We start from the raw sequence: 23,486 nt of genomic DNA on the forward strand, positions 1-23,486 counted from the left end.
GCTCTCAGCGCGGCGAATGAACCGCAGTCGACAACTGCTAAGCCGCCTTCCTCGTCAGCCCCAGATATGTCTCGATCACCTGCGGATTCTGCGCAAGCTCATTGGCCCGGCCTTCGAGCGCCATTTCGCCCGTCTCCAGCACGTACCCATAATCCGAGATCTGGAGCGCGGCACGCGCATTTTGTTCGATCAGCAAGGTCGCTACACCGGTCTGCCGCAGCGCGCTGATGATGTGAAAAATCTCCTTCACGATCAGCGGGGCCAGGCCGAGACTCGGCTCATCGAGCATCAGCAGATCCGGCTTTCCCATCAGCGCGCGACCCACCGCCAGCATCTGACGCTCACCGCCGGACAGCGTACCGGCCGCCTGCCGCCGACGTTCCTTCAGCCTCGGAAACAGCGTGAAGACCGGTTCGAGCTGATCGAGCCATGCCTTTTCCCCCGCCCGCTTGCGGCGATAGGCACCCAGCAGGAGATTGTCCTCAACGGACATCGACGCGAACAGTTCCCGCTTCTCCGGCACGAGGCACATCCCCCGGGCGACACGCTTTTCGATCGCCAGCGCGCCCACCTCTTCGCCCAGGTAGCGCACGTGTCCACTCGCGTGACCGCCCGTCGGCAGCGCGCCCATGATCGCGTTGAGCAGTGTTGACTTGCCGGCGCCGTTCGGGCCGATCACGGACACAATCTGCCCCGCGCCCACCTTGATCGCGGCCCGATGCAGCGCCTCCACCTTGCCGTACCGCGCGGACAGCCCATCGACTTCCAGCACCGGCACAGCGCCCGCTCCATTCTTCACCGCCATCATTCCACCCCGCCCAGATACGCTTCGAGCACCGCCGGATCCTTCTGCACGTCCGCGGGCAGTCCTTCCGCGATGCGCGTGCCGAATTCCATCACCACCAGCCGGTCGGTGAGGTTCATCACGAAGTCCATGTCGTGCTCGACGAGCAGCACGCTCATGCCCTCTTCCTTGAGCTTGCGCAGCAGCGCGGCCAGCTGCTGCTTTTCCTGATATCGCAGGCCGGCCGCTGGTTCGTCGAGCAGCAGCAGCGTCGGATCGCAGCACAGCGCCCGCGCGATCTCGAGCACGCGCTGCTGGCCCAACGCGAGGCTCCCAGCCTCGTCGTACATGTGCCGCTCGAGGCCCACCCGGCGAAGCTGCCTTGCGGCCTCGTTCATCAGCCGCGCCTCTTCCGCAGCATTGAGCCGCGCAATGCTGCGCCACACGCCGGCATGGCCACGCAGATGCGCGCCTATGGCGACGTTCTCCAGCACCGTCATGCCTGGCAGCAGCTTGACGTGCTGGAAAGTGCGCCCGATGCCGCGCCTCACGATTTCACGTGAACTCAGCGCATCGATCCGTTCGCCGCGGAAGGTGATCTGGCCTGCCGTGGGCTGCAGCACGCCAGTGACGAGATTGAACGTGGTCGACTTCCCGGCGCCGTTCGGGCCGATCAGCCCGACAATCTGCCCTGCCTTCACCTCGAAACTCACGTCGTTCACCGCCACGAGCCCGCCGAACTGCTTGCGCGCCTTATTGACGGTGAGCAGCAATTCGCCCGGCTCCGGTTTGCTGCGCTGCGGCAACGGCTCCGCGTGATCGGGAACGTGAGCGCGCGGACCGCGCGGGAAGAGCCGCGCCACGTACGGCCACACGCCGTGCCGCGCGTACTGGAGCAGCAGCACCATCAGCACACCGAAGACGATGACCTCGAAATTGCCGTTCTCACCCAGCAGCCTCGGCAGCAGCGTCTGCAGCCAGTCCTGCAACAACGTGAGGATGGCCGCGCCCAGCACGGCGCCCCAAACGTGCGACACGCCGCCCACCACAGCCATGAACAGGTACTCGATGCCGTGATTGAGCCCAAACGGCGTGGGATTCACTGCCCGCTGCAAGTGCGCGTAGAGGAACCCCGACACGGCAGCGAGCACGGCGGCATACACGAAGATCACGACGCGCATCCACGCCGTGTTCACGCCCATCGCCTCGGCCATGGCGCCGCCGCCTCGCAGCGCACGAATCGCCCGGCCCGGCCGGCTGTTAAGCAGATTCTGAACAGACACCACGGACGCCAGCACCACCACCCAGATCAGGTAGTAGATGTGCCGCCCCGACTCCAGATCGATGCCGAACACGTTCAGCACCGGAATGCCGTTGATGCCGTCGTACTTGCCGAGCATCTCCATGTTGCCGAACAGGAAGAACAGCGCGAGACCCCAGGCGATGGTGCCGAGCGGCAGAAAGTGGCCGGAAAGGCGCATCGTCACAGCGCCCAGCACGAGCGCAATAAGCGCCGTGAGCACGACACCGGCGATGAGCGCGAGCCACGGCGACACGCCGAACTGCGTCGTGAGATACGCGGTCGCATACGCGCCCACGCCCACGAACGCCGCCTGCCCGAAGCTCGTCATGCCGCCGATGCCCGTGAGCAGCACGAGCCCGATCGCCACGATCGCGTAGAGACCAATGTAGTTGAGCAGCGTGATCCAGTACTCCGGCACCCGCAGCGGATGCGGCAGCACCGGAAGTGCAAACATCACAGCAAGAAACAGCCAGAAGAAGCGGTTGCGAATCATGCGTTTCATCGCGTCACTCCTCCTCTTCTTCGGTGTGCGGGCTCGCCAGACTGCGCCACAGCAACACGGGAATGATCAGCGTGAACACAATGACTTCCTTGTAGGCACTGGCCCAGAACGACGAATACGATTCGAGCAGCCCGACGAGCACCGAACCCGCCGCCGCCACGGGATAACTCACGAGCCCACCGATGATCGCCCCCACGAATCCCTTCAAGCCAATCAGGAAGCCCGAGTCGTAGTAGATGGTGGTGAGCGGTGCGACCAGGATGCCGCATAGCGCGCCCAGCCCGGCAGCGAGCGTGAACGCGAGGCGGCCCGCCTGCGTGGTGCCGATGCCGACAAGCCGCGCGCCGAGCCGGTTCACCGAAGTCGCCCGCAGCGCCTTGCCCGACACCGTGCGATCGAAATAGACGTACAGCCCGACGATCAGCACGATCGCGGTGCCGATCACCCACAAGCTCTGGCCCGTAACCGAGAGCGAACCCACGTTGAACGTAGCGTCCGAAAACGCGTTGGTGCGCGACCCTTCGGCGCCGAACATCACGAGCCCGAGGCCAACCATGGCGAAGTGCACGGCCACCGCGACGATCAGCAGCAACAAGGTAGTCGCCTCGGCAATCGGTTCGTACGCGAGGCGATACACGAACGGGCCCATCGGCACCACGATGGCGAGCGTCAACGCAATCTGCGCGAGCATCGGCAACTGCATGCCGAATGTGCCGCGCGTGATTGCGTAGACGGCAACGGGAAACAAGAGGTACTTGCCGGCGAGTGTCACGAGCGTACGCGCGAGCTGCGTACGTCGCTCGGGATGCCGCACGAGGCCGAGCATCTCAACGACGAAACACGCCGCACCCATCGCCATCAAGAGCCAGCACGTGGCGGGAAACTTCTGTGTCTGCAGCGCGGCGAGCGTGAGTGCGCCGTACGAAACGAACTCGCCCTGCGGAATGAAGATCACCCGCGTGACGGAAAACACCAGCACCAGTGCGAGCGCGAGCAGCGCGTAAATGGCGCCGGTCGTGATGCCGTCTTGCGCGAGGATCGCCGCAATTGATAGATCCATACTTCCTCTTCGTGTCTTTCTGGAATGCCTGAATCGGGGATGCGTAGATGGGGTGGACGCGCAGCAAGGCGTGATGAACGCGCGGCCAAGGCGCCATTGTGCTCGAACAGAACGACCTGGCGGCGACACGTGCGCCACGCATGGCGCGTCACGCTGGATGATGGAGCGTGCCGATCACAACGACGAATCGCAACGGCGACCGCGGCAGGGCATGGCGCCCTACGCGAGCGACACACTCACACACGCGCTTGCCCGCATCGCCGCCCGCGAGAAGCAGGACGCGCGCAACGCTCCGCCCATGCGCGCGTCCCCGAAGTGCTGCCGATGTTGCCGATCTCGCTGATCCGAAGCCGCTTACTTGCCCTGCTGCAGCTTCCACTTGCCGCCGGAGATCTGCACGATCACGCGGGCACGTTCGTCGAGGCCGTTGTGATCCGCCGACGTCATGTTCATGATGCCGTGCGCCACCGGCAGATCCTTGAGGCTTTCGAGCGCGCTGCGCAGCGCCTCACGGAACTCGACGGTACCGGGCTGCGCCGTCTTCAGCGCCTCGGGAATGGCCCGCTGCAGCATCTGGCCGGCGTCCCATGCGTGGCCACCGAACGTCGAGACCGAACCCGCGCCATAGGCCTTCTCATACGCGTTCTTGTAGGCCTCGGAGGACTTCTTCACCGGGTTCGAATCGGGCAACTGGTCGGCGACGAGAATCGGCCCTGCGGGCAGCAGTTCGCCTTCGCAGTCTTTGCCGCAGACGCGCAGGAAGTCGTTGTTCGCAACGCCATGCGTCTGGTAGATGGCGCCCTTGTAGCCGCGCTCCTTGAGCGTCTTCGCCGGCAGCGCCGCTGGCGTACCCGAGCCCGCGATCAGCACCGCATCGGGGTTGGCCGCCATCAGCTTGAGCACCTGGCCCGTGACCGATGCATCGGTCCGGTTATAGCGCTCGTTGCCCACCACCTTCAGATGACGCGCGCCGGCCGCCGCGTTGAACACCGTGTACCAGCTCTCGCCGTACGCGTCGGAGAAGCCGATGAAGCCCACCGTCTTCACGCCGTGCTGCTCCATGTACTGGGCGATTGCGTCGGCCATGAGGCTGTCGTTCTGCGGCGTCTTGAAGACCCACGCGCGCTTGGCGTCCATCGGCGAAACGATGGCGGCCGAGGCAGCCATCGAGATCATTGGCGTCTTCGCTTGCGACACCACGTCGATCATCGCGAGCGAGTTAGGCGTGACCGTGGAACCAATGATCGCGTCCACGTGGTCTTCGTCGATCAGCTTGTGCGTGTTCTGCACGGCGTGGCTCGTGTCGGATGCGTCGTCGAGCACGATGTACTGCACGGTCTTGCCGCCAATCTCCTTCGGCAACAACTCGATGGTGTTCTTCTCGGGAATGCCGAGCGATGCCGCCGGCCCCGTCGCCGACAGCGTGACGCCAATCTTCACCTGCGCGAACGCGCTGCTCGCGCTGAAGAGTGCGGCCGCTGCGAGCGTCGCCCCTACCCACTGTGTCCTCGTTTTCATCTGTGTCTCCAAACGCTTGTCTCTTGTTTCGTATCGTCCCGGCCCTTCGCGACGCGGCCGGCTTCTGAGTGTAGTGACGGGGTCCGCCCATGTGGACACATGGTTTTCCCTGTCGGGTGCATCTACGGCGAGCGCCGCTTCATGCGCGCGGCGCGAACAACAAAAAAGGCGCGTCCACTTGTCCGCGCCTTTGTTCGAAAGAGTCTGTCTGTGGTTGCCCCTGCCTCAGTCGCCTGCGAGCTTCCACTTGCCGCCCACGATCTGAACCATCACGCGCGCCCGCTGGTCGAGACCCGCGTGGTCGGTGGCACTCATGTTGAAGATGCCATGTGACGCGGGAAGGTCTTTCGTGCTCTCCAGCGCCGCGCGCAGCCCTTCGCGAAACGCTTTCGTGCCCGGCTGCCCCTGCTTGAGCGCAATGGGCACCGCGCGTTGCAGCAGCAGCCCCGCATCCCAGGCATGACCGCCGAAGGTCGAGATCGACCCGGCACCCCAGGCGCTTTCATAGGCCGCCTTGTACGTCAACGCCGCCTTCTTCGCCGGGTTCGACGCCGGCAACTGTTCGGCCACGAGCAGCGGGCCCGCGGGCAGGTACGTACCCTCGCAATCCTTGCCGCACACGCGCAGGAAGTCGTTGTTGGCCACGCCGTGCGTCTGGTAGTAGCGGCCTTTGTAGCCGCGCTCCTTGAGCGTCTTCTGCGGCAAGGCGGCGGGCGTGCCGGCGCCGGCGATCAACACGGCGTCGGGGTTCTGCGACATCATCCGCAGCACCTGCCCGGTGACGGACGTGTCGTTGCGTGCGAACCGCTCGTTCGCCACGATGCGAATCTTCTTGAGTTCGGCGATCTTGCCGAACTCCTTGTACCAGCTCTCGCCATACGCGTCCGAGAAGCCGATGAACGCGACCGTCTTCACGCCGTGGTCGGCCATGTGCTGGGCGATGGCGGTGGCCATCAGAATGTCGTTCTGCGGCGTCTTGAAGACCCACGCGCGCTTCGCGTCCATGGGCTCGACGATGGAGGCCGCCGCGGCCATCGAGATCATCGGCGTGGACGTTTCGGCAGCAACGTCGATCATCGCAAGCGAGTTCGGCACGACAGTGGAACCGATCAACGCATCCACGTGATCTTCGCTCGTGAGCTTGCGTGCATTGCGCACGGCCTGAGTGGGATCGGTGGCATCGTCCAGCACGATGTAGTCGATCTTCTGGCCGGCAATTTCCTTCGGCAGCAACTGGACCGTGTTCTTCTCCGGAATGCCGAGCGACGCCGCCGGACCCGTGGCAGACACCGTGACGCCGATCTTCACATCCGCCCACGCCGTCCCCGCCAGCATGGCCCCCGCTCCCGCCACCGCGCACGCCGCGCTTATCCACCGCACTGCCGCCAACATTGACGCTCCTCGCTTTTTTCCTGCTTATTCGATTGAAATTCGCCCGAAAACCGCCTGGATGCGGTGGGCCAAATGGCGCCGCCTCACCGCGGGAAATACCGCGCCGACCAGTTGTTTTAACGGCACATAAATGCCGACCAGGCGGTCGGCGAATGGCGAGTGTAGCGGACGCAAGCCATATGCGGCAAGCATTTGCAGGCGTCAGACAAATGAGAAAAAACCCGCGGCTTGTGTGCCAGAGGCTGTTTCCGAAGTTCGGGCAGGAAGAGAAAAACGGGCAGCCGTTTCAGGCCGTGAAGGGAAATAACGGGAAAACCAGCGGATGAAGCACGCGGATGGAAAAACCAATATAAAAAGCGCTGTTGGATTCCTATCCAACAGCGCTTTCCGTTTGGGCACTGAGTGCCTCATGTCTCCTCGTTCTCCACCTGCAAATTCGGTGCATCAGAACTGGGTGCAAGATTAAAGATGCCCCGCCTTGCGGACAACTAGCATTTACCCTAGTGGTGCACTGCGGCACTCAATTGGGGCACATTGACACCGCAACGTTGCACGTGCGGCTCTGCCGGTGCGAAGCATCGCAGCACGTTCAGCGAAAAAACGTCGGGATACCGAAGCAATCGCGTAGCCCACACAAGCGCCAGATTGGCTATCGCTCAAGCCCGCAAGGGCCGCACACGCGCCACGATCTCGCCGACAATTCCGCGCCGGAATGCCAGCACGCACGCAATGAAGATGAGCCCCGTGACGATGGTCGCCGACTCACCGAGCGAGCGGAACCAGTCGACGCCTGTCGCCGACGCAAGCGCCCCGCCGATCTCGCCCAGCCGATCGCCCAGCGAGACAATCAGCGCAGCGCCCAGCAATGGCCCGAACAGCGTGCCCATGCCGCCCACGAGCGTCATCAGGATGACGAGCCCCGACATGGTCCAGTACGCGTCGTCGAGCGTCTCGAAGCCGAGTACGACCACTTTCAACGCGCCTGCCAGACCTGCAATGCCCGCAGAGAGCACGAACGCGAGCAGCTTGAAGCGGTCCGTGTCGTAGCCGAGCGAAATGGCGCGCGGCTCGTTCTCCTTGATGGCCACCAGAATCTGCCCGAACGGCGAATGCACGATGCGTACGATCAGCAGAAACGCGAGCACCATCACCACGAGCACCACGTAGTACAGCACCAGGTCTGAACTCAGCGAGAGCAGCCCGAACAGCTTGCCGCGCGGCACGCCCTGCATGCCGTCTTCGCCGTGCGTGAACGGTGCCTGAAGGAACACGAAATAGACCATCTGCGCGAGCGCGAGCGTGACCATTGCGAAGTAGATGCCCTGGCGGCGAATCGCAAAGAGCCCCACCACGAGCCCGAGCAGCGTGGCCGCCGCGGCGCCCGCGAGCACGCCGAGTTCCGGCGTGAGCCCGATCGACTGGATCGCGTAGCCCGCCACGTAACCCGAGCTGGCGAGAAACATCGCGTGGCCAAACGAAAGCAGCCCCGTGTAGCCGATCAACAGATTGAACGCCGCCGCAAAGAGCGCGAAGCACAGCACCTTCATTACGAAGACCGGATAAGCGCCCGCGAGCGGCGCCACGATCAGGCCCACGAGCAGCAGGACATAAAGCGCTTTTCTCTGCATCATCTTTCCTTGCCGAAGAGGCCAGCGGGACGAACCAGCAACACGATCGCCATGATGACGAACACCACGGTCGCCGACGCTTCCGGCCAGAACACGCGCGTGAAGCCTTCTATCACGCCCAGCAGCAAACCCGTCACGATGGACCCCATGATCGAGCCCATGCCACCGATCACGACCACCGCGAACACGGTGATGATCATGGGCTGCCCCATGAGCGGCGAAACCTGGATCACGGGCGCAGCGAGCACACCCGCAAACGCGGCCAACGCCACGCCGAAGCCATAGGTGAGCGTGACCATCATCGGTACGTTGATGCCGAAAGCCTCCACGAGCTTCGGGTTCTCGGTACCCGCACGCAGATACGCACCCAACCGCGTGCGCTCGATCACGAACCACGTCACGAAACACACCGTAAGCGAAGCCACCACGACCCATGCGCGATAGTTCGGCAGGAACATGAAGCCGAGGTTGGTCGCGCCCGAAAGCGCCGACGGCACGTCGTACGGCTGGCCCGACGAACCGTAGATGGAACGGAACACGCCCTCGATCACGAGCGTGAGGCCGAAGGTGAGCAAGAGCCCGTAGAGATGATCGAGCTTGTAGAGCCAGCGCAGCATGGACCGCTCGATCAGCATGCCGAATACGCCCACCAGCAGCGGCGAGAGCACGAGCATCGCCCAATACGGCACGTGGAAATACGCGAGCCCCATCCACGTGAGCATCGCTCCCAGCATGAACAGCGCGCCGTGGGCGAAGTTGATCACGTTGAGCAGCCCGAAGATCACAGCAAGGCCAAGGCTCAGGATCGCGTAGAACGAGCCGTTCACGAGTCCGAGCAACAACTGGCTCAGCATCGCCGGCAACGGAATGCCAAAGATCGTCATGAAAGCCGCCATGAATGCCAACAACGGTTATGCACACAAGCAGCGCGCGGCGCGGGCTTCTCTTGCGCCGCGCCGCGTGCCGCATGCCTGACACCCCTGCGTCACACCCTTCGGGTCCGACAAAACGCCAGGGCGTTACTTCCACAGCGCGCAGCGCGTCTCCTGCTTCGTCGTGAAGGCCTGCTCGCCCGGAATGGTGGCGACGATCTTGTAGTAGTCCCACGGCTCTTTCGATTCAGCCGGCGTTTTCACCTGCATGAGGTACATGTCGTGGATCATGCTGCCGTCCTGACGCACGTAGCCCTTCGCGTAGAAGTCGTCGATCTTCTGCTTCTTGAGCTGCGCCATCACCTTGTCCGAGTCCGTGGAGCCCACGGCCTGCACGGCCTTCAGATACGTCATCGTGGCGGAGTAGTCGGCGGCCTGCAGGCTCGACGGCATCTTCTTCATCTTGTCGAAGTAGCGCTGGGCCCACTGGCGCGAAGCCGCGTCCTTGTTCCAGTACCAGCTGTCGGTCAACACAAGGCCTTGCGTGGTTTCGAGGCCGAGGCTGTGGATGTCGTTGATGAAGATGAGCAGCGCCGCAAGCTTCATCGTCTTGGTGATGCCGAACTCCTTGGCCGCCTTGATCGAGTTGATCGTGTCGCCGCCCGCATTCGCGAGGCCCAGAATCTGCGCTTTCGACGATTGCGCCTGCAACAGGAACGACGAAAAGTCCGACGCCGACAGCGGGTGCCGTACGTCGCCCAGCACCTGGCCGCCGTTGGCCTTCACCACGTCGGCGGTATTCTTTTCGAGCGCCTTGCCGAACGCATAGTCCGCCGTGAGGAAGAACCACGTCTTGCCGCCCTGCTTCGTCACGGCCGAGCCCGTGCCTTTCGCTAGCGCCGTCGTGTCGTACGCATAGTGGATGGTGTACGGCGTGCATTGCTCGTTGGTGAGCGTGTCCGCGCCCGCGCCGATGCTGATGTACACCTTGTGCTTCTCGCCCGCGACCTGGTTCATCGAGAGCCCGGTGGCCGAATTCGTGCCGCCGATCAGCATGTCTACGCCGTCGCGGTCGAACCATTCGCGCGCACGCGAGGCCGCAATGTCGGCCTTGTTCTGATGGTCCGCGTAGACCACCTGAATCGGCTTGCCGTTCACCTTGCCGCCGAAGTCGGCCACCGCCATGCGGATGGCCTCGAGACCCCCCTGGCCGTCGATGTCCGCATAGAGTCCCGACATGTCCGTAATGAAGCCGATCTTCACCGCGTCGTCGGCTGCCCGCGCGTTGCCGGCCGCGAACGCGGCACACATCGCAGCTGCGATGCCGATCGACGTAAAGCGCGCGAGAGTCCTGTTCTTCTTCATTCCTGTCTCCTTCATTCGTTGCGTTGTGGTTGTGCGAGGCAATCAGGCGGCGCGCCCGGCACGCGGGTGTCGCCGTGAAGCGGGTTTCGGTTCAGACGCCCAGCAGATCGTGCAGCACGGGCATCTTGCTTTCGAGTTCGGCAGCGCCGAAATGCTCGACGATGCGGCCATGCTCCATCACGTAGAAGCGGTCCGCGAGCGGCGCCGCGAACCGGAAGTTCTGCTCGACCATCACGATGGTGTAACCGCGCGCCTTGAGCGCGACGATCATGCGTGCAAGCGTCTGCACGATGACTGGCGCCAAGCCCTCCGATATCTCGTCGAGCAGCAGCAGATTCGCGCCCGTGCGCAGGATGCGCGCCACTGCGAGCATCTGTTGCTCGCCGCCGGAGAGACGCGTGCCCTGGCTCTGCCGGCGCTCCTTGAGATTCGGAAACATCTGGTAGATCTCGTCGAGCGACATCGTGTGCGCATGCCGGCTCACGGGCGGCGGCAACAGCAGATTCTCTTCGCACGAGAGGCTCGAAAAAATGCCGCGCTCTTCGGGGCAGTAGCCCACACCGCAATGCGCGATGCGATGCGTCGCCATGCCGATGGTTTCGCGGCCACCAATCTGGATGGAGCCGGTGCGGCGACCCGTGAGGCCCATGATGGCGCGCAGCGTGGTAGTGCGGCCCGCGCCGTTGCGGCCGAGCAGCGTCACCACTTCGCCGCGTCCCACGGTGAGGTCCACGCCGTGCAGGATGTGCGATTCGCCGTACCAGGCTTGCAGGCCCGCAATGGCGAGCGCGGGCGTGCTTTCGGCCGCGCCGCTCACTTCTGTGTTCTCGCGTTCGGTCACGGTGTTCATGCGTGTGCTCCCGCAAGTGCTGCGTCGGCGCTGCCCATGTAGGCCTGCATCACGAGCGGGTTTTTCGAGACCTCCGCGTAAGCGCCCTCGGCGAGCACCTCGCCGCGTTGCAGGACCGTGATCGTGTCCGAGATGCCGGCAATCACATTCATGTTGTGTTCCACCATCAGAATCGTGCGGCCCGCCGATACTTTTTTGATCAGCGCGGTCACACGATCCACGTCCTCGTGTCCCATGCCTTGCGTGGGCTCGTCGAGCAACATGAGTTCAGGTTCCATCGCGAGCGTGGTGGCAATTTCGAGAGCGCGCTTGCGACCGTAGGCAAGTTCTACCGTGCGCACATCGGCGAAATCGGTCAGGCCGACCTGCGCGAGCAGATCCATTGCGCGGTCGTCGAGTTCGCGCAGCGTGCGTTCGCTCCGCCAGAAATGGAACGTGGTGCCGAGCGTGCGCTGCAACCCCACGCGCACGTTCTGCAATGCCGTCAAATGCGGAAATACCGCGGAAATCTGAAACGAACGGATGATGCCGCGCCGCGCGATCTGCGCGGGGCGTTCACGCGTGATGTCGATGCCGTTGAAGACGATCTGCCCCGCGCTGGGTTCGAGGAATTTGGTGAGCAGGTTGAAGCACGTTGTTTTGCCCGCGCCGTTCGGGCCGATGAGTGCATGAATCGTGCCGCGACGCACGCGCAGGTTCACGCCGTTGACGGCCGTGAAGCCCTTGAATTCCTTCGTGAGTCCGCGCGTCTCCAGAATCGTGTCGCCGAGAATCATGTCCTCTTCCATGCGAATTAAGGCGAAGTCTTGTAGACACTTCGCGCACCGGATTGCGCGAACGCGTGATGACGACCGCACCCCCGTATCGGCCGTGGCGCAGTGCAGGGCTGCGGATGGCAGCGTGGGGCACCGTGCGGCATGGCGCCATTGTCTCGCCAATGATGCAGCGCAATCATAGGGATTTGCACTTAGGGCCTCGTGCGTATTTCACGCGCGTGAAATGCGCGCTGCCGCGTCGTCATGCAACGGACATCGGCACGCCTGCGCTCGTCTTTTCATCCCGCCCCGCGAGTCGCGCGCGACGATCGGCGCGCAGCATGTCGCTCGCGCGCTCCGCGATCATGAGCGTGGGCGAATTGGTGTTGCCCGATGTGATGACGGGCATCACCGATGCATCCACCACACGCAGCCCTTCCACGCCGCGCACACGCAAGCGGCTGTCCACTACCGCGCCGGGATCGTCGGCGGTGCCCATGCGGCAGGTGCCTACCGGATGAAAGATCGTGGTGCCCACGTTGCCTGCGGCGTCCTGCAATTCTTCTTCCGTCTGATACGCGAGACCGGGCAGGATTTCGTGTGGACGATATGGAGCGAGCGCGGGCGCGGCCGCGATACGCCGCGTGAGTCGAAGCGCGTTGACCGCGACATGGCGGTCGTAGTCGGTGGAAAGATAATTGGGCGCGATGGCCGGTGCCACGGCGGCATCGGGCGAGGCGATATGAATGCTGCCGCGCGAAGTGGGCCGCAAATGGCACACCGACGCCGTGAACGCGTTGAAGCGATGCAGCGGTTCACCGAAACGATCGAGCGAGAGAGGCTGCACGTGATATTCGAGATCGGGCCGTGTGAGCGACCCATCGGATGGATCCGACTTCGCGAACGCACCGAGTTGTGACGGAGACATCGACATGGGGCCGCTCTGGAACAGCGCGTACTGCATGCCGATCATCAGCTTGCCCCACCAGTGGGCCGACGCCGTGTTGAGCGTGCGCACGTGCTGCACGCGAAACGCCATACGCAACTGGAGATGGTCCTGCAGGTTCTCGCCCACACCGCGCAAATCGTGCACGACATCGATACCCAACCCTTGCAGCCGCGCACCGTTACCCACGCCCGACAGTTCGAGCAACGGCGGCGAGTTCACAGCACCTGCACTTAGCACCACTTCGCAACGCGCCTTTGCTATGTAGCTCACGCCATCGCCGCGATATTCCACGCCGACGCAGCGCTTGCCCTCGAACACCACACGCTCGGTGAGCGCACCTGTGATGATGGTGAGATTGGGCCGCTTCATTGCGGGACGCAGAAACGCCTTCGATGCATTCCAGCGAATGCCACGCTTCTGGTTCACCTCGAAGTAGCCGACGCCGCTGTTGTCGCCGCGATTGAAGTCGTCGGTGGCGGGAATGCCGGTTTGCTGTGCGGCGTCGGCGAACGCTTCGAGAATCTTCCACTTGAGGCGCTGCCGTTCGACGCGCCATTCGCCGCCTTCGCCGTGCCACGTATTCGCGCCGCCGTGATGGTCCTCGCTGCGACGAAACACGGGCAGCACTGCATCCCACGACCATGACGAGTCGTTCGTGATGCGCGCCCACTCGTCGTAGTCTTCGCGCTGACCGCGCATGTAGATCATGCCGTTGATCGACGAGCTTCCACCCAGCACGCGGCCACGCGGATACGAAAGCGACCGGCCATTGAGACCCGCTTCGGCCTGCGTCTTGTAGAGCCAGTCCGTGCGCGGATTGCCGATGCAGTAGAGGTAGCCCACCGGCACGTGAATCCAGTGGTAGTCGTCTTTACCGCCGGCTTCGAGCAGCAGCACGGAAACGTCGGGGTCTTCCGTAAGCCGGTTGGCGAGCACGCAGCCTGCGGTGCCCGCGCCCACGATCACGTAGTCGAATTCGCCTTCGAGCCGGCGCGGCTCGCCGCGGCCTGCTGCCGTCGCTTTGGTCTGGTCCATCGTGTGTTGTCTCCTCCGTTGCGCTGCATTTTGCTGCGGCGCACCTTCGTAATCGGCATGGCGCGGGTATCTGTCCCACCTTCGCATCGCCGACGGTTCGCCAAGCGTAGCGGCGAAACCGCGGGGCAATCCAATGAGTTATGCTCAACTGCCATATAAGGCGCACTCATATCAGGAATATGGACCTGACCTTGCTCCGGGCCTTTGTCACCGTGGCGCGCGAGGGCAACCTCACGCGTGCCGCCGTGCATCTGCACCTCACCCAGCCCGCCGTGAGCCTGCAGATCAAGAACCTTCAGGAGACGCTCGGCGTGTCGCTCTTCACGCGCACGTCGCACGGGCTCGCACTCACGCGCGACGGCCAGGCGCTGCTGCCGCACGCGGAGCGCGCGCTCGCCGCGGCCGGCGACGTGCAGCGCGCGGCCGCCACGCTGCGCCACGAAGTGCGCGGGAGGCTGCGCATCGGCACGATCCTGGACCCGGAATTCCTGCGGCTCGGCGGCTTCCTGAAACCGCTCGTGGAAACATGGCCGCAGATCGAAACCGCGCTGCGGCACGGCATGTCGGGCTGGGTGCTGGAGCAGGTGCGCTCGCGCGAGCTCGACGTCGGCTATTACATCGGACTGCCCGACGAAGACGAGCCGCGCGACGGCAGCGCGTTTCATGCCGTCGCGCTCACGCACTTTCAATATCGGGTGCTCGCGCCCGCAGGCTGGAAAGACCGCGTGCGCGGTATCCACGACTGGCGTGGCCTCGCCGCGTTGCCGTGGATCTGGACGCCGCCCGCGTCGGCGCATAACCGGCTGCTCACGCGCTGCTTCGCCGAAGCCGGCGTCACGCCGGTGAAGGTGGCCGAAGTGGACCAGGAGCCCTCCATGCTCGACCTCGTGAAATCGGGCGTTGGCCTCTCGCTCGCGCGCGACGCCACGGCACTCGCCGAGGCGCACGCACACGCGCTGACCATCGTGGAAGGCATCACCGTGCCCACGCAGCTCACCTTCATCACGCTTGCGGCACGTGCAGAGGAGCCCGCCATCGCGGCCGCGCTCAAGCTGATCGAGGCGCAATGGGCGATATGAGCGCCACTCATGACGTACGACGACGTGACGAACTTGCGCCGTAACGCCACGGTCACACGGTTTTTGCTAGATTCGGAGTTCGCGTTTCCGTCCCTGGCTTGAATCGATGGCTTGCATCGCGCCAGGGTGGCTGTTTCTTTCCGGCGGCGCCGCGTTGCCTTTGCACGGCCAGCGGCGCCGTTGCTGTTTCATCGACAGACAGGAGCTTCAGCATGGCACGCAACATCGAGATCAAAGCCCGCGCCCGTGACTTCGAACAGTTGCGCGAGCGCGCTGCGCAGTTGACGCCCGAAGCACCGCTCATCTTCCGTCAGCAGGACTTCTTCTACGACGTGCCGCGCGGCCGTCTCAAGCTGCGCCAGTTCGACGACGGGACGCCCGCCGAGCTGATCTTCTATCAGCGCGACGATCGCGACGGCCCCAAGGCGTCGTACTACACGCGCAGCCCCGTCACCAATCCCGAGGCCATGCACGCGCTGCTCGCAACGGCACTCACGACGCGCGGCATCGTCACGAAGGAACGCCACGTCTACCTGGTGGGACGCACGCGCATTCATCTCGATCGCGTGGACGGACTGGGCGATTTCGTGGAACTGGAAGTGGTGCTGGGACCGGACGACGACGAGGAAGGCGGCGAAGCGGAGGCGCACGCGGTATTCGCGAAGCTCGGCGTGCCGGAAGCGGATCTCGTGGCCGTGGCTTACGTGGATCTGCTCAATGCGGCCGACGACAAACCTGAGTTGGGCGAGCCGCTCATCGTCGCCTGATGCTGATGCGCGGCACGTGGCACAGCAAAACGCGATGACGTTCGCACCGGAGCGATCCCGATCTTTGATTCCCGATCCCGGATGGGTCGCGCCGTTCGCGCTTCATGCGCTCAGGCCGCGGAAAGTCCCGGCCCCAGGTGCGCGAGCGGCAGCGGGCCGTTGCGCTTGAACGTAGCAAGCACGATGTTCGAGCGCACGCTGTCCACGCCCGGCACGCGCATGAGTTTCTTCATGACGAACGAGGAGAGCGCATTGAGGTCGGGCGCCACGATCCGCAGCAGATAGTCGGCCTCGCCCACTACGGCGTGGCATTCCAGCACTTCGGGCAGCATGTCGATCTGCTGCTGAAACTGCTCGATGATCGAATCGCCGTGGTGCTTGAGCTTGAGGCTCGTGAACGCCGTCACGCCCAGGCCAAGCTTTTCGGGCCGCAGCACGACGCGATAACCATCGATCACACCCACCGCCTCGAGCCGCTGCAACCGCCGCCCGATCTGCGAAGGCGACAGCGGAATTTGCTCGCCGAGTTGCTGATGGGTGGCGCGTCCATAGCGTTGCAAGACCTCGAGAAGCGCGAGATCGAAGTGATCCAGTTCAAGCATGAACGTTCTCCGCGTTTCGTGACTGCTTTTCGCATGAGTATTGCATAAAGCAGCAAGACGTCGCAGAGCAGTGCACCGGCAGCGGAACGCAGACGGAAGGCGGTCCGGCGACATGCGGGCATCCGTGGAAAAATAGCCGGACGCTCAGCTTCTCTCACGACCCACCCACGAGAGGTGACACGATGATCCACAAGCTCACTTCCGAGGAACGCGCCAGCCAGTTCCCGCAACTCGACGGCTGGCAGGCCATGGCCGGCCGCGACGCCATCCAGCGGAAATTGCGCTTCGCCGACTTCAACGAGGCCTTTGGCTTCATGACGCGCGTCGCCATCAAAGCCCAGGAGATGGACCATCACCCCGAATGGTTCAACGTCTACAACCGGGTGGAGATCACGTTATCCACGCACGAAGCGAGCGGTATCACCGAGCGCGACATCCTCATGGCGAAGTTCATCGATTCGATCGCGAAAGGCGCGCAGCCCGATTGAGCGAGGCGACCGCGGGAAACGCAAATGGAGGCCAAAAAACGCCGCGGGTGAAAGGATATTGCAGGACAACCGCCATTGGGCCTTCAGTTCGTGCGCCCAATATTAAGGCGAACGTAAGTTTCCCAGGCTTCGCGTGCCAAAGGCTCCAGCGCATCCAGCGATACGGCGTTCCGACGCTGTACAATCAGCAGCGCATACGGCTTGGAGAGCGCGCTTGCCTCCTTGCACAAGGTAAGCTCGTCGCCAAAGGAAGGCGAACGGCTGCGCCAAAAGTTGATCGCGGCTTCCAGTTCGTTGATCGTAATTTCGGACATGTCTCTCGTGATCATCCGGGCACCGCACGCTACCCAGCGTGCTTCCTGTGCATCCGCGCGCCGGCGAACCGCGTGCCTGACAAGCTAACCCATTGTAATTGAGCGAATCCCATGCGACTCCTTCTCATCGAAGACGACCGCCCTATCGCACGCGGCATCCAGAGTAGCCTCGAACAAGCCGGCTTCACGGTCGACATGGTCCACGATGGCATCTTCGCCGAACAGGCGCTCACACAGAACCGCCACGAACTCGTGATTCTCGATCTGGGCCTGCCCGGCATCGACGGCATGACGCTGCTCTCGCGCTTCCGTCAGAGCAATCGCCACACGCCCGTGATCGTGCTCACGGCGCGCGACGAACTGAACGATCGCGTTCAGGGCCTGAATTCCGGCGCCGACGACTACATGCTGAAGCCCTTCGAGCCCGCCGAACTCGAAGCGCGCATTCGTGCCGTCATGCGCCGCAGCGGTCCGCACGGCGACGTGCCGCGCCCCGAAGTGTCGCTGGGCGGCGTGCGTCTGTCGGGCGTGGACCGCCGCATCTTCAACGACGACAAGCCGCTCGAACTCTCGCCGCGCGAATTCGCCGTGCTCGAAATGCTGTTGCTGCGCCACGGCCGCGTGGTCAGCAAGGCCCAGTTGCAGGATCACCTCACGCATTTCGGCGGCGACCTCGGCGACACCGCGATCGAGGTCTACGTGCACCGCGTGCGCAAGAAGCTCGAAAACTGCCGCGTCGAAATCGTGACCGTGCGCGGCTTCGGCTATCTCCTCCAGGAGATTCGCCAGGCTTCGTAACGAAGCCGCGAAGGCCGTGCGAGCCGAATCACCGGTTCGCACGGCACATCATCTTTTTCGGCAGGTCCGATCATGCCCCACCCGGCCGCGAACAGTCTGAGGCGCACGCTGCTGCGCCGTCTCGCTGCGCCGCTCTCGCTGCTCGCGCTCATGAGCGGACTCATCGCGTACTGGCTCGCGTGGCAATACACGCAGCACGTCGTGGACCGCTCGCTCGCCGACCTGGCGACCGCTATTTCGAGACAGATCCAGATTGCGGGCCGCGACGCGCCCATCACCGTTCCGCCGCTCGCGCAGGCGATGTTCTCCGACCCGGTGGAACATCTCGTGTACCGCATCAGCGACGGCACCAGGGAAATCGCCGGCGACCCGTCGCTGCCGCTGCGGGGCACGAACATTACGCGCATGCACTTCGCGTACGTCTTCGAGACGCAGCACAACGGCATTGGCGTACGCGTCGCGCAGGTGCGGGTTGAACAGCCGCACGGCAATCCGATCGTCGTGGAAGTGGGTCAGCCGGTGCGTCACCGCTTTCGTATTGCCGCCGAGTTTCTCGTGGCGATCATGATGCCGCTGCTGCTGTTGCTGTTCGCGGGCTGGGCCATCGTCTGGCGCGTGGTGAACCAGCAGCTCAATCCGCTGACCGATCTGGCCGATTCGCTGAACCGGCAAACGCATACGTCGCTCGAGCCCGTCGACGAAACCTACGTACCCCTTGAGATCCGACCGCTCACAGGCGCGCTCAACGCGCTGCTCGGTCGCCTCAAAACCGCTCTCGACGCACAGCGCAAGTTCATTGCCGACGCCGCCCATCAATTGCGCACGCCGCTCACGGCCGTGAAGCTGCATGCGGAGCAGGCCGTTGTCTCACGCGACCCGCAACAGGTGCAGGCTGCGGTGCGTGAGCTGCGCGCAGCGGCGGACCGCGCCGTGCGCCTCTCCAACCAGTTGCTTTCGCTTGCGCGCGCCGAGCCCGGCGAGCAGGCTGCGCGCTTCGTCAATATCGATTTCGCCGCACTCGCGTTCGAAACCGGTGCCGAGTGGGTGCCGCGCGCTCTCGCCGTGCAGGTGGACCTCGGTTTCCAGCGACTCGACGACCCGGCGAACGATCATCCGCTACTCGTACGCGGCAACCCTGTGCTGTTGCACGAGGTGGTGGCGAACCTGCTCGACAACGCGTTGAAGTACGCACCGCCCGCGCGTCTGGATGGTGGACGCATCACCGTGACGGTGACGCAGCTGCAGACCGACGGCGTGGCGATGGCCGAAATCGCCGTGGAAGACAACGGACCGGGCGTACCGAAAACCCAGCAGGCCGACCTGTTCAAGCGTTTCTTCCGCGGCGACGGTCAGAGCGACTCCGGCGTGGATGGCGGCGCGGGCCTCGGCCTCGCGATCGTCCACGACATCATGAAGTTGCACCGGGGCACCGTGCACTACGAGGACGCGCCGGAAGGCGGCGCACGCTTCGTCGTTCGTGTGCCGCTGGCGCCGCAAGCGCCCGCTACGGAAAGCACGCGCGCCACGAGCGACCACAGTGCCGAGGCAAAAAAATCGGCGCACCAGGCGCCGATCGACATGTAATTCCAGGGGCCGCTGCCTTACTTCTTTTTCTTCTTTGCAGACTTGCCCTCGCCCTTGCCGCCCTTCTTCGTCTTCTCGGGCGGCGCGAGCATCGTGCCGCGACACTTGCGGGCGCCGCACCGGCATTCGTATTCGCGCTGAAGCTTCTTCGTCTGACGCGCGTCGATCACAAGGCCGTAGTCGTAGAACAGCTCTTCGCCCGCGGCGATGTCGCGCAGTGCCTCGATGTAGACGTGACCGTCGATCTCTTCGGCCTCGCAGTTAGGCGCACACGAATGGTTGATCCAGCGTGCGCTGTTGCCGTTCACCTTGCCGTCGATCACGTCGCCGCTTTCCAGCGCGAAATAGAACGTGTGATTCGGTTCTGCCGGATTGTGCGGATGACGCCGCAGGGCTTCCTTCCACGAGATCCGTTCGCCCTTGTATTCGATCAGGCGCTCGCCGGCTGCAATCGGTTCGAGGGCGAACACCCCTTTGCCGTGCACACCCGACTGGCGCACGGCGAACCTGCGTGAACTCATTGAATGAATCCTTGTGAAGAACGGGAAGTGAACATTCCGGCGGCAAACCTCGCGTTAGCCGCTGCCGGCGCGCGATATGCCGCGGCATTTCTCAGGCGCGAATAGCAAACGCGGCGCCCCCGAGGCGCCGCGTCATCCGCTGTAGCGCACATCGCGCCACAAACGGCATCGTACACGCTTGATACGGATTCGTTCAACCTGCCAAATAGCGGGCGGCTCGTGGTGGTCAACCTGCGACTAACGTTGGCCGAACGAAATATCGCCGAACAGTGCCTTCTGCTCGCGCGGCTGCGAACGCCAATATTGCGGCGGCGCCTGCACGGTGGCGCCCAATTGTGCCGCCGCGTGCCACGGCCAGCGCGGATCGTAGAGCATGGCGCGCGCCATGGCGACGAGATCCGCGTCGCCTTCTTCGACAAGGCGACTGGCATGCTGCGCATCGGTGATCAGCCCGACGGCAATGGTCGTAAGGCCCGTCGCCTTCTTGACCTCACGCGCAAACGGCACCTGGTAGCCGGGTTCGAGCGGAATCTTCTGCAGCGGCGAGACGCCGCCCGAGGAGACATCGATCCAGTCGGCGCCGCGTCGCTTCAACTCGTGGGCAAAGGCGATCGTGTCTTCCAGCGACCAGCCACCGTCCACCCAGTCGGTTGCGGACACGCGCACGCCAACCGGTCTGTCGGCCGGAAACTGCGCGCGCACGATGTCGAAGATTTCGAGCGGGAAGCGCATGCGGTTTTCGCGCGAGCCGCCGTATTCGTCGGTGCGCTGGTTGGCGAGCGGCGAGAGGAACTGGTGCAGCAGATAACCGTGAGCAGCGTGCACTTCGATGGCGTCGATACCGAGTCGGGCCGCACGCCGCGTCGCCGCCGCGAATGCCTCACGTACGCGCGCGAGGCCCGCGGCATCGAGCGCGAGCGGCGACGCTTCTCCGTCCTTGTGCGGAACCGGCGAGGGTGCGTGCGGCTGCCAGCCGCCTTCAGCCACCGGAATCAGCTGGCCGCCTTCCCACGGCACGTGACTCGATGCCTTGCGCCCGGCGTGCGACAGCTGCATCGCGACGCGAATGGGCGAATGCTTGCGGATGGCCGCGAGCACCGGCTTGAGGGCCGCTTCGGTGGCGTCGTCCCACAAGCCCAGATCGGCGGGCGTGATGCGTCCGTCGGGTTCGACTGCGGTCGCTTCGATGCAGAGCATGCCGGCGCCAGAGAGCGCCAGTTGCCCGAGATGGATCATGTGCCAGGCGGTTGCTTCGCCACGTTCCGCGGAGTATTGGCACATCGGCGAAACGACGATGCGATTCGGAAGCGTCACGCCACGCAGCGTGATGGGGGTGAACAGCGCGCTCATGGACTCTCTCGTCAGACGATGACAGGAGCGGTCGAGAATAGCATGCGGGTTTTATCGGTGCAGGCAGGCTGCACGCGGCGCGCAGCGGCCAAAAGAAGGTGAACGCGTTGCCTTTCTTGCCGACGTCTGCTCACGCCCCGCGGCTTCGCTTCAACCCTTTGCTTTGGCGCTCATCGTGGCATCCACCTGGTCGAGCCACTCGCCGAACATCTGACGCGCAGCCGCTTCGAGCCGCGGACCGAAGCGCGCGGTGTCGGCACGCAACTGATTGACGTCGATGCCATGTGACGCGAGTTCGCCGGCATACCCGACGAGCCAGGGCTCGAACCGGTCCGTGCGAATTTCGGGGTGGCATTGGAGACCGAGCACGTGGTCGCCCCACACGAACGCCTGATTCTCACAGGCCGGCGTGGAGGCAAGCCGCGTGGCGCCTTGCGGCAGGTCGAACGTGTCGCCGTGCCAGTGCAGCATCGAGGTATGGGCGCCGTCGAGATGACGAAGCGGCGAGGCGCGGCCCGCGTCGGTGAGCGTGAGCGGCGTCCAGCCGAGTTCGGCGCGGCCGGCCGGATAGACCCGGGCGCCGAGCACCCGCGCAATCAACTGCGCGCCGAGACAGATGCCGAGCGTCGGCAGTCCAGCAGCAATGCGCTTTTCGACCATCGCGGCAAGCGGCGTGAGCGTGGGGTAATGCGCGTCGTCGCAGGCGTTGATCGGACCGCCCAGTATCACCATCAACGACGACGTGACGGGATTCGGCGCCTCGATGCGCGCAAAGCCCACGTCGAGATAGCGTACGAGACGCCCGCGGTCCCCAAGCACGAGTTCGAGACTGCCCAGATCCTCGAAGTACACATGGCGTACGGCCAACACTTCGCGATTCATCGCCGCTTCCCCGCTTCACGTTCACGCTTCACACAGGCCACGCGGAATACCGCAGACCTCGAATGGGCAAAAACACGCGCTAAGCGCGGCGCACCTGGCAGGGACTGCGGTTCACGTCCCCGGGCAACAGCGGAAGCGCCGCAGGCGGGCCGTTCCGTTTCCGGAGGGCGCTTCAGCCCTGCTGCGCGAAGATCTTCCAGATCTTCTTCTGCGTACCGGCGTCGGCCTCATCGTACGCGCCGCAGTCCAGCCGCAGGTCCGTGTCGACAAGCGCGAGGTTGAGCGCACCGCAGCGATGCGGTGCCTTCTTCGGATTCCTGCTTGCTTCGAGGTGCTCGCACGTCAGGCACATGCGGTGTGCCGGAATATGCGCCTGCACTTCGAGCTGGCGGATGGTCTTGAGCAGCGTGCGATAGAACGTGATCTGCTCGTCGTCGCGCAACGTGCTCACGGCCTTCGCGAGAAAATCCGGCCATTGCGCCGCACGTTTGGCCGCCGTGCGGCCACGCGTGGTGAGGCGCACCGCCAGCGCGCGGCCGTCGTCCAGCGCACGGCGCTTTTCGACCAGCCCCTTGTTTTCGAGCGTGCTCACCGCGTCGCTCGTCGTGGCGGCGGTGAGCGCGGTTTCGCGCGCAATCTCGCCGAGCCGCATCGGCCCCTTGCGCTGCATCAGCAAAACGAGAATCTCGCCTTGCGTGGGGGTCAACCCCGCTCCTTCTGCCCATTCCCATGCCTGACTCCGCATGGCCGTACTCAGCCGCAACAGGCTGTGGGTCACACGCCCGGTCGGCAGTTCTCCGTAAACGCCTTCGCTCATAGTCTTTCGCTGGTTATTGACAGCTCGCGCTGTATCGTCGGCCGCCAGTTGCGCCGGCAACCTGTGGGGAAGGACGGCTTCATCGGGATACTGTCCCGTCTTCCCGTCCCGGAAACGCCATTTCAAAAATGTCCCGCTCCGTTGCACTGTCGCCGGGTAACAAGGCGCCGCGCCCGGGGCCGCGCGAGCCATCTGCTTACGCGTGTGGGGCTTGCCGCAATCATTCACGCTGCGGCAAAGCGACATTCTATGCGAGAGCGCCCAATCGCAC

General features: G+C 64.1%; 22 protein-coding genes. 5 read left to right on the top strand and 17 right to left on the bottom strand.

Going from position 1 to position 23,486, the window contains the following annotated elements; all coding sequences use genetic code 11:
- Positions 1-37: 37 nt before the first annotated feature.
- The 11 genes from PXJ20_RS02450 to PXJ20_RS02500 form a co-directional block, all read right to left on the bottom strand.
- On the bottom strand, positions 38-805 hold the full coding sequence (locus PXJ20_RS02450) for an ABC transporter ATP-binding protein (RefSeq protein WP_126879002.1): 768 nt from the start codon (positions 803-805) through the stop codon (positions 38-40).
- The gene (locus PXJ20_RS02455; RefSeq protein WP_017772255.1) at positions 805-2,589 is read right to left on the bottom strand and encodes an ABC transporter permease subunit; all 1,785 of its coding nucleotides are present in this window, start codon (positions 2,587-2,589) and stop codon (positions 805-807) included. The genes PXJ20_RS02450 and PXJ20_RS02455 overlap by 1 nt, the downstream gene beginning before the upstream one ends.
- A 4-nt stretch (positions 2,590-2,593) precedes the next feature.
- Positions 2,594-3,649 carry a branched-chain amino acid ABC transporter permease gene (locus PXJ20_RS02460; protein WP_199544451.1) on the bottom strand — a complete coding sequence of 352 codons (1,056 nt, stop codon included), beginning with the start codon at positions 3,647-3,649 and terminating at the stop codon, positions 2,594-2,596.
- Positions 3,650-4,003: 354 nt separating this feature from the next.
- Positions 4,004-5,167 (bottom strand): ABC transporter substrate-binding protein, encoded by a 1,164-nt coding sequence (locus PXJ20_RS02465; protein ID WP_199544449.1) that lies wholly within the window; start codon positions 5,165-5,167, stop codon positions 4,004-4,006.
- Between the two features lie 225 nt (positions 5,168-5,392).
- The gene (locus PXJ20_RS02470) at positions 5,393-6,559 is read right to left on the bottom strand and encodes an ABC transporter substrate-binding protein (RefSeq protein ID WP_421030105.1); all 1,167 of its coding nucleotides are present in this window, start codon (positions 6,557-6,559) and stop codon (positions 5,393-5,395) included.
- Positions 6,560-7,215: 656 nt separating this feature from the next.
- Positions 7,216-8,187, bottom strand: coding sequence for a branched-chain amino acid ABC transporter permease (locus PXJ20_RS02475; protein ID WP_017772259.1), 972 nt, complete (start codon positions 8,185-8,187; stop codon positions 7,216-7,218).
- The gene (locus PXJ20_RS02480; RefSeq protein ID WP_421057408.1) at positions 8,187-9,071 is read right to left on the bottom strand and encodes a branched-chain amino acid ABC transporter permease; all 885 of its coding nucleotides are present in this window, start codon (positions 9,069-9,071) and stop codon (positions 8,187-8,189) included. The genes PXJ20_RS02475 and PXJ20_RS02480 overlap by 1 nt, the downstream gene beginning before the upstream one ends.
- A gap of 135 nt (positions 9,072-9,206) precedes the next feature.
- On the bottom strand, positions 9,207-10,424 hold the full coding sequence (locus tag PXJ20_RS02485) for an ABC transporter substrate-binding protein (RefSeq protein ID WP_017772261.1): 1,218 nt from the start codon (positions 10,422-10,424) through the stop codon (positions 9,207-9,209).
- Positions 10,425-10,515: 91 nt separating this feature from the next.
- Complete coding sequence (locus PXJ20_RS02490; RefSeq protein ID WP_017772262.1) at positions 10,516-11,274, bottom strand: ABC transporter ATP-binding protein; 759 nt, start codon at positions 11,272-11,274, stop codon at positions 10,516-10,518.
- On the bottom strand, positions 11,271-12,050 hold the full coding sequence (locus PXJ20_RS02495) for an ABC transporter ATP-binding protein (RefSeq protein WP_017772263.1): 780 nt from the start codon (positions 12,048-12,050) through the stop codon (positions 11,271-11,273). Before PXJ20_RS02495 ends, PXJ20_RS02490 begins: the two co-directional genes overlap by 4 nt.
- Before the next feature lie 241 nt (positions 12,051-12,291).
- On the bottom strand, positions 12,292-14,013 hold the full coding sequence (locus PXJ20_RS02500; RefSeq protein ID WP_421030106.1) for a GMC family oxidoreductase: 1,722 nt from the start codon (positions 14,011-14,013) through the stop codon (positions 12,292-12,294).
- Positions 14,014-14,192: 179 nt separating this feature from the next.
- On the opposite strand from PXJ20_RS02500, the gene PXJ20_RS02505 reads away from it, so the two are divergent.
- Together PXJ20_RS02505 and PXJ20_RS02510 are read left to right on the top strand one after the other, a co-directional pair.
- Positions 14,193-15,092 carry a LysR substrate-binding domain-containing protein gene (locus PXJ20_RS02505; protein ID WP_421030107.1) on the top strand — a complete coding sequence of 300 codons (900 nt, stop codon included), beginning with the start codon at positions 14,193-14,195 and terminating at the stop codon, positions 15,090-15,092.
- Positions 15,093-15,304: 212 nt separating this feature from the next.
- Positions 15,305-15,859: a class IV adenylate cyclase gene (locus tag PXJ20_RS02510; protein WP_017772266.1), complete on the top strand. Its 555-nt coding sequence runs from the start codon at positions 15,305-15,307 to the stop codon at positions 15,857-15,859.
- A 110-nt stretch (positions 15,860-15,969) separates the two neighbouring features.
- On the opposite strand, the gene PXJ20_RS02515 is transcribed toward PXJ20_RS02510, so the two are convergent.
- Entirely contained in the window at positions 15,970-16,461 is a 492-nt protein-coding gene (locus tag PXJ20_RS02515) for an Lrp/AsnC family transcriptional regulator (RefSeq protein WP_017772267.1), read from the bottom strand.
- Between the two features lie 182 nt (positions 16,462-16,643).
- Between PXJ20_RS02515 and PXJ20_RS02520 the strand changes: the two genes are divergently transcribed.
- Positions 16,644-16,949 carry a 4a-hydroxytetrahydrobiopterin dehydratase gene (locus PXJ20_RS02520; protein ID WP_126878973.1) on the top strand — a complete coding sequence of 102 codons (306 nt, stop codon included), beginning with the start codon at positions 16,644-16,646 and terminating at the stop codon, positions 16,947-16,949.
- Positions 16,950-17,032: 83 nt separating this feature from the next.
- On the opposite strand, the gene PXJ20_RS02525 is transcribed toward PXJ20_RS02520, so the two are convergent.
- Complete coding sequence (locus PXJ20_RS02525; RefSeq protein WP_126878972.1) at positions 17,033-17,263, bottom strand: DUF3717 domain-containing protein; 231 nt, start codon at positions 17,261-17,263, stop codon at positions 17,033-17,035.
- Positions 17,264-17,374: 111 nt separating this feature from the next.
- On the opposite strand from PXJ20_RS02525, the gene PXJ20_RS02530 reads away from it, so the two are divergent.
- Together PXJ20_RS02530 and PXJ20_RS02535 are read left to right on the top strand one after the other, a co-directional pair.
- On the top strand, positions 17,375-18,061 hold the full coding sequence (locus PXJ20_RS02530) for a response regulator transcription factor (protein WP_017772270.1): 687 nt from the start codon (positions 17,375-17,377) through the stop codon (positions 18,059-18,061).
- A gap of 72 nt (positions 18,062-18,133) precedes the next feature.
- Entirely contained in the window at positions 18,134-19,645 is a 1,512-nt protein-coding gene (locus tag PXJ20_RS02535; RefSeq protein ID WP_277597069.1) for a sensor histidine kinase, read from the top strand.
- Positions 19,646-19,662: 17 nt separating this feature from the next.
- On the opposite strand, the gene PXJ20_RS02540 is transcribed toward PXJ20_RS02535, so the two are convergent.
- From PXJ20_RS02540 to PXJ20_RS02555, 4 genes are all read right to left on the bottom strand, one after another.
- Positions 19,663-20,166: an SET domain-containing protein gene (locus PXJ20_RS02540; protein WP_017772272.1), complete on the bottom strand. Its 504-nt coding sequence runs from the start codon at positions 20,164-20,166 to the stop codon at positions 19,663-19,665.
- Between the two features lie 237 nt (positions 20,167-20,403).
- Positions 20,404-21,516: an NADH:flavin oxidoreductase/NADH oxidase gene (locus PXJ20_RS02545; protein WP_421030108.1), complete on the bottom strand. Its 1,113-nt coding sequence runs from the start codon at positions 21,514-21,516 to the stop codon at positions 20,404-20,406.
- A 150-nt stretch (positions 21,517-21,666) separates the two neighbouring features.
- On the bottom strand, positions 21,667-22,398 hold the full coding sequence (locus tag PXJ20_RS02550) for a glutamine amidotransferase (protein ID WP_421030109.1): 732 nt from the start codon (positions 22,396-22,398) through the stop codon (positions 21,667-21,669).
- 172 nt (positions 22,399-22,570) lie between these two features.
- On the bottom strand, positions 22,571-23,215 hold the full coding sequence (locus PXJ20_RS02555; RefSeq protein ID WP_126878969.1) for a MarR family winged helix-turn-helix transcriptional regulator: 645 nt from the start codon (positions 23,213-23,215) through the stop codon (positions 22,571-22,573).
- Between the last annotated feature and the right edge of the window lie 271 nt (positions 23,216-23,486).

This window comes from Paraburkholderia sp. A1RI_3L (assembly GCF_048957895.1).
Taxonomy (GTDB): Bacteria; Pseudomonadota; Gammaproteobacteria; order Burkholderiales; family Burkholderiaceae; genus Paraburkholderia; species Paraburkholderia kururiensis.

Excerpts from the sequence above, each read along its gene's own strand:
- PXJ20_RS02450 (WP_126879002.1), bottom strand. The coding sequence starts at position 805 with ATGGCGGTGAAGAATGGAGCGGGCGCTGTGCCGGTGCTGGAAGTCGAT.
- PXJ20_RS02455 (WP_017772255.1), bottom strand. The coding sequence starts at position 2,589 with ATGAAACGCATGATTCGCAACCGCTTCTTCTGGCTGTTTCTTGCTGTG.
- PXJ20_RS02460 (WP_199544451.1), bottom strand. The coding sequence starts at position 3,649 with ATGGATCTATCAATTGCGGCGATCCTCGCGCAAGACGGCATCACGACC.
- PXJ20_RS02465 (WP_199544449.1), bottom strand. The coding sequence starts at position 5,167 with ATGAAAACGAGGACACAGTGGGTAGGGGCGACGCTCGCAGCGGCCGCA.
- PXJ20_RS02470 (WP_421030105.1), bottom strand. The coding sequence starts at position 6,559 with ATGTTGGCGGCAGTGCGGTGGATAAGCGCGGCGTGCGCGGTGGCGGGA.
- PXJ20_RS02475 (WP_017772259.1), bottom strand. The coding sequence starts at position 8,187 with ATGCAGAGAAAAGCGCTTTATGTCCTGCTGCTCGTGGGCCTGATCGTG.
- PXJ20_RS02480 (WP_421057408.1), bottom strand. The coding sequence starts at position 9,071 with ATGACGATCTTTGGCATTCCGTTGCCGGCGATGCTGAGCCAGTTGTTG.
- PXJ20_RS02485 (WP_017772261.1), bottom strand. The coding sequence starts at position 10,424 with ATGAAGAAGAACAGGACTCTCGCGCGCTTTACGTCGATCGGCATCGCA.
- PXJ20_RS02490 (WP_017772262.1), bottom strand. The coding sequence starts at position 11,274 with ATGAACACCGTGACCGAACGCGAGAACACAGAAGTGAGCGGCGCGGCC.
- PXJ20_RS02495 (WP_017772263.1), bottom strand. The coding sequence starts at position 12,050 with ATGATTCTCGGCGACACGATTCTGGAGACGCGCGGACTCACGAAGGAA.
- PXJ20_RS02500 (WP_421030106.1), bottom strand. The coding sequence starts at position 14,013 with ATGGACCAGACCAAAGCGACGGCAGCAGGCCGCGGCGAGCCGCGCCGG.
- PXJ20_RS02505 (WP_421030107.1), top strand. The coding sequence starts at position 14,193 with ATGGACCTGACCTTGCTCCGGGCCTTTGTCACCGTGGCGCGCGAGGGC.
- PXJ20_RS02510 (WP_017772266.1), top strand. The coding sequence starts at position 15,305 with ATGGCACGCAACATCGAGATCAAAGCCCGCGCCCGTGACTTCGAACAG.
- PXJ20_RS02515 (WP_017772267.1), bottom strand. The coding sequence starts at position 16,461 with ATGCTTGAACTGGATCACTTCGATCTCGCGCTTCTCGAGGTCTTGCAA.
- PXJ20_RS02520 (WP_126878973.1), top strand. The coding sequence starts at position 16,644 with ATGATCCACAAGCTCACTTCCGAGGAACGCGCCAGCCAGTTCCCGCAA.
- PXJ20_RS02525 (WP_126878972.1), bottom strand. The coding sequence starts at position 17,263 with ATGTCCGAAATTACGATCAACGAACTGGAAGCCGCGATCAACTTTTGG.
- PXJ20_RS02530 (WP_017772270.1), top strand. The coding sequence starts at position 17,375 with ATGCGACTCCTTCTCATCGAAGACGACCGCCCTATCGCACGCGGCATC.
- PXJ20_RS02535 (WP_277597069.1), top strand. The coding sequence starts at position 18,134 with ATGCCCCACCCGGCCGCGAACAGTCTGAGGCGCACGCTGCTGCGCCGT.
- PXJ20_RS02540 (WP_017772272.1), bottom strand. The coding sequence starts at position 20,166 with ATGAGTTCACGCAGGTTCGCCGTGCGCCAGTCGGGTGTGCACGGCAAA.
- PXJ20_RS02545 (WP_421030108.1), bottom strand. The coding sequence starts at position 21,516 with ATGAGCGCGCTGTTCACCCCCATCACGCTGCGTGGCGTGACGCTTCCG.
- PXJ20_RS02550 (WP_421030109.1), bottom strand. The coding sequence starts at position 22,398 with ATGAATCGCGAAGTGTTGGCCGTACGCCATGTGTACTTCGAGGATCTG.
- PXJ20_RS02555 (WP_126878969.1), bottom strand. The coding sequence starts at position 23,215 with ATGAGCGAAGGCGTTTACGGAGAACTGCCGACCGGGCGTGTGACCCAC.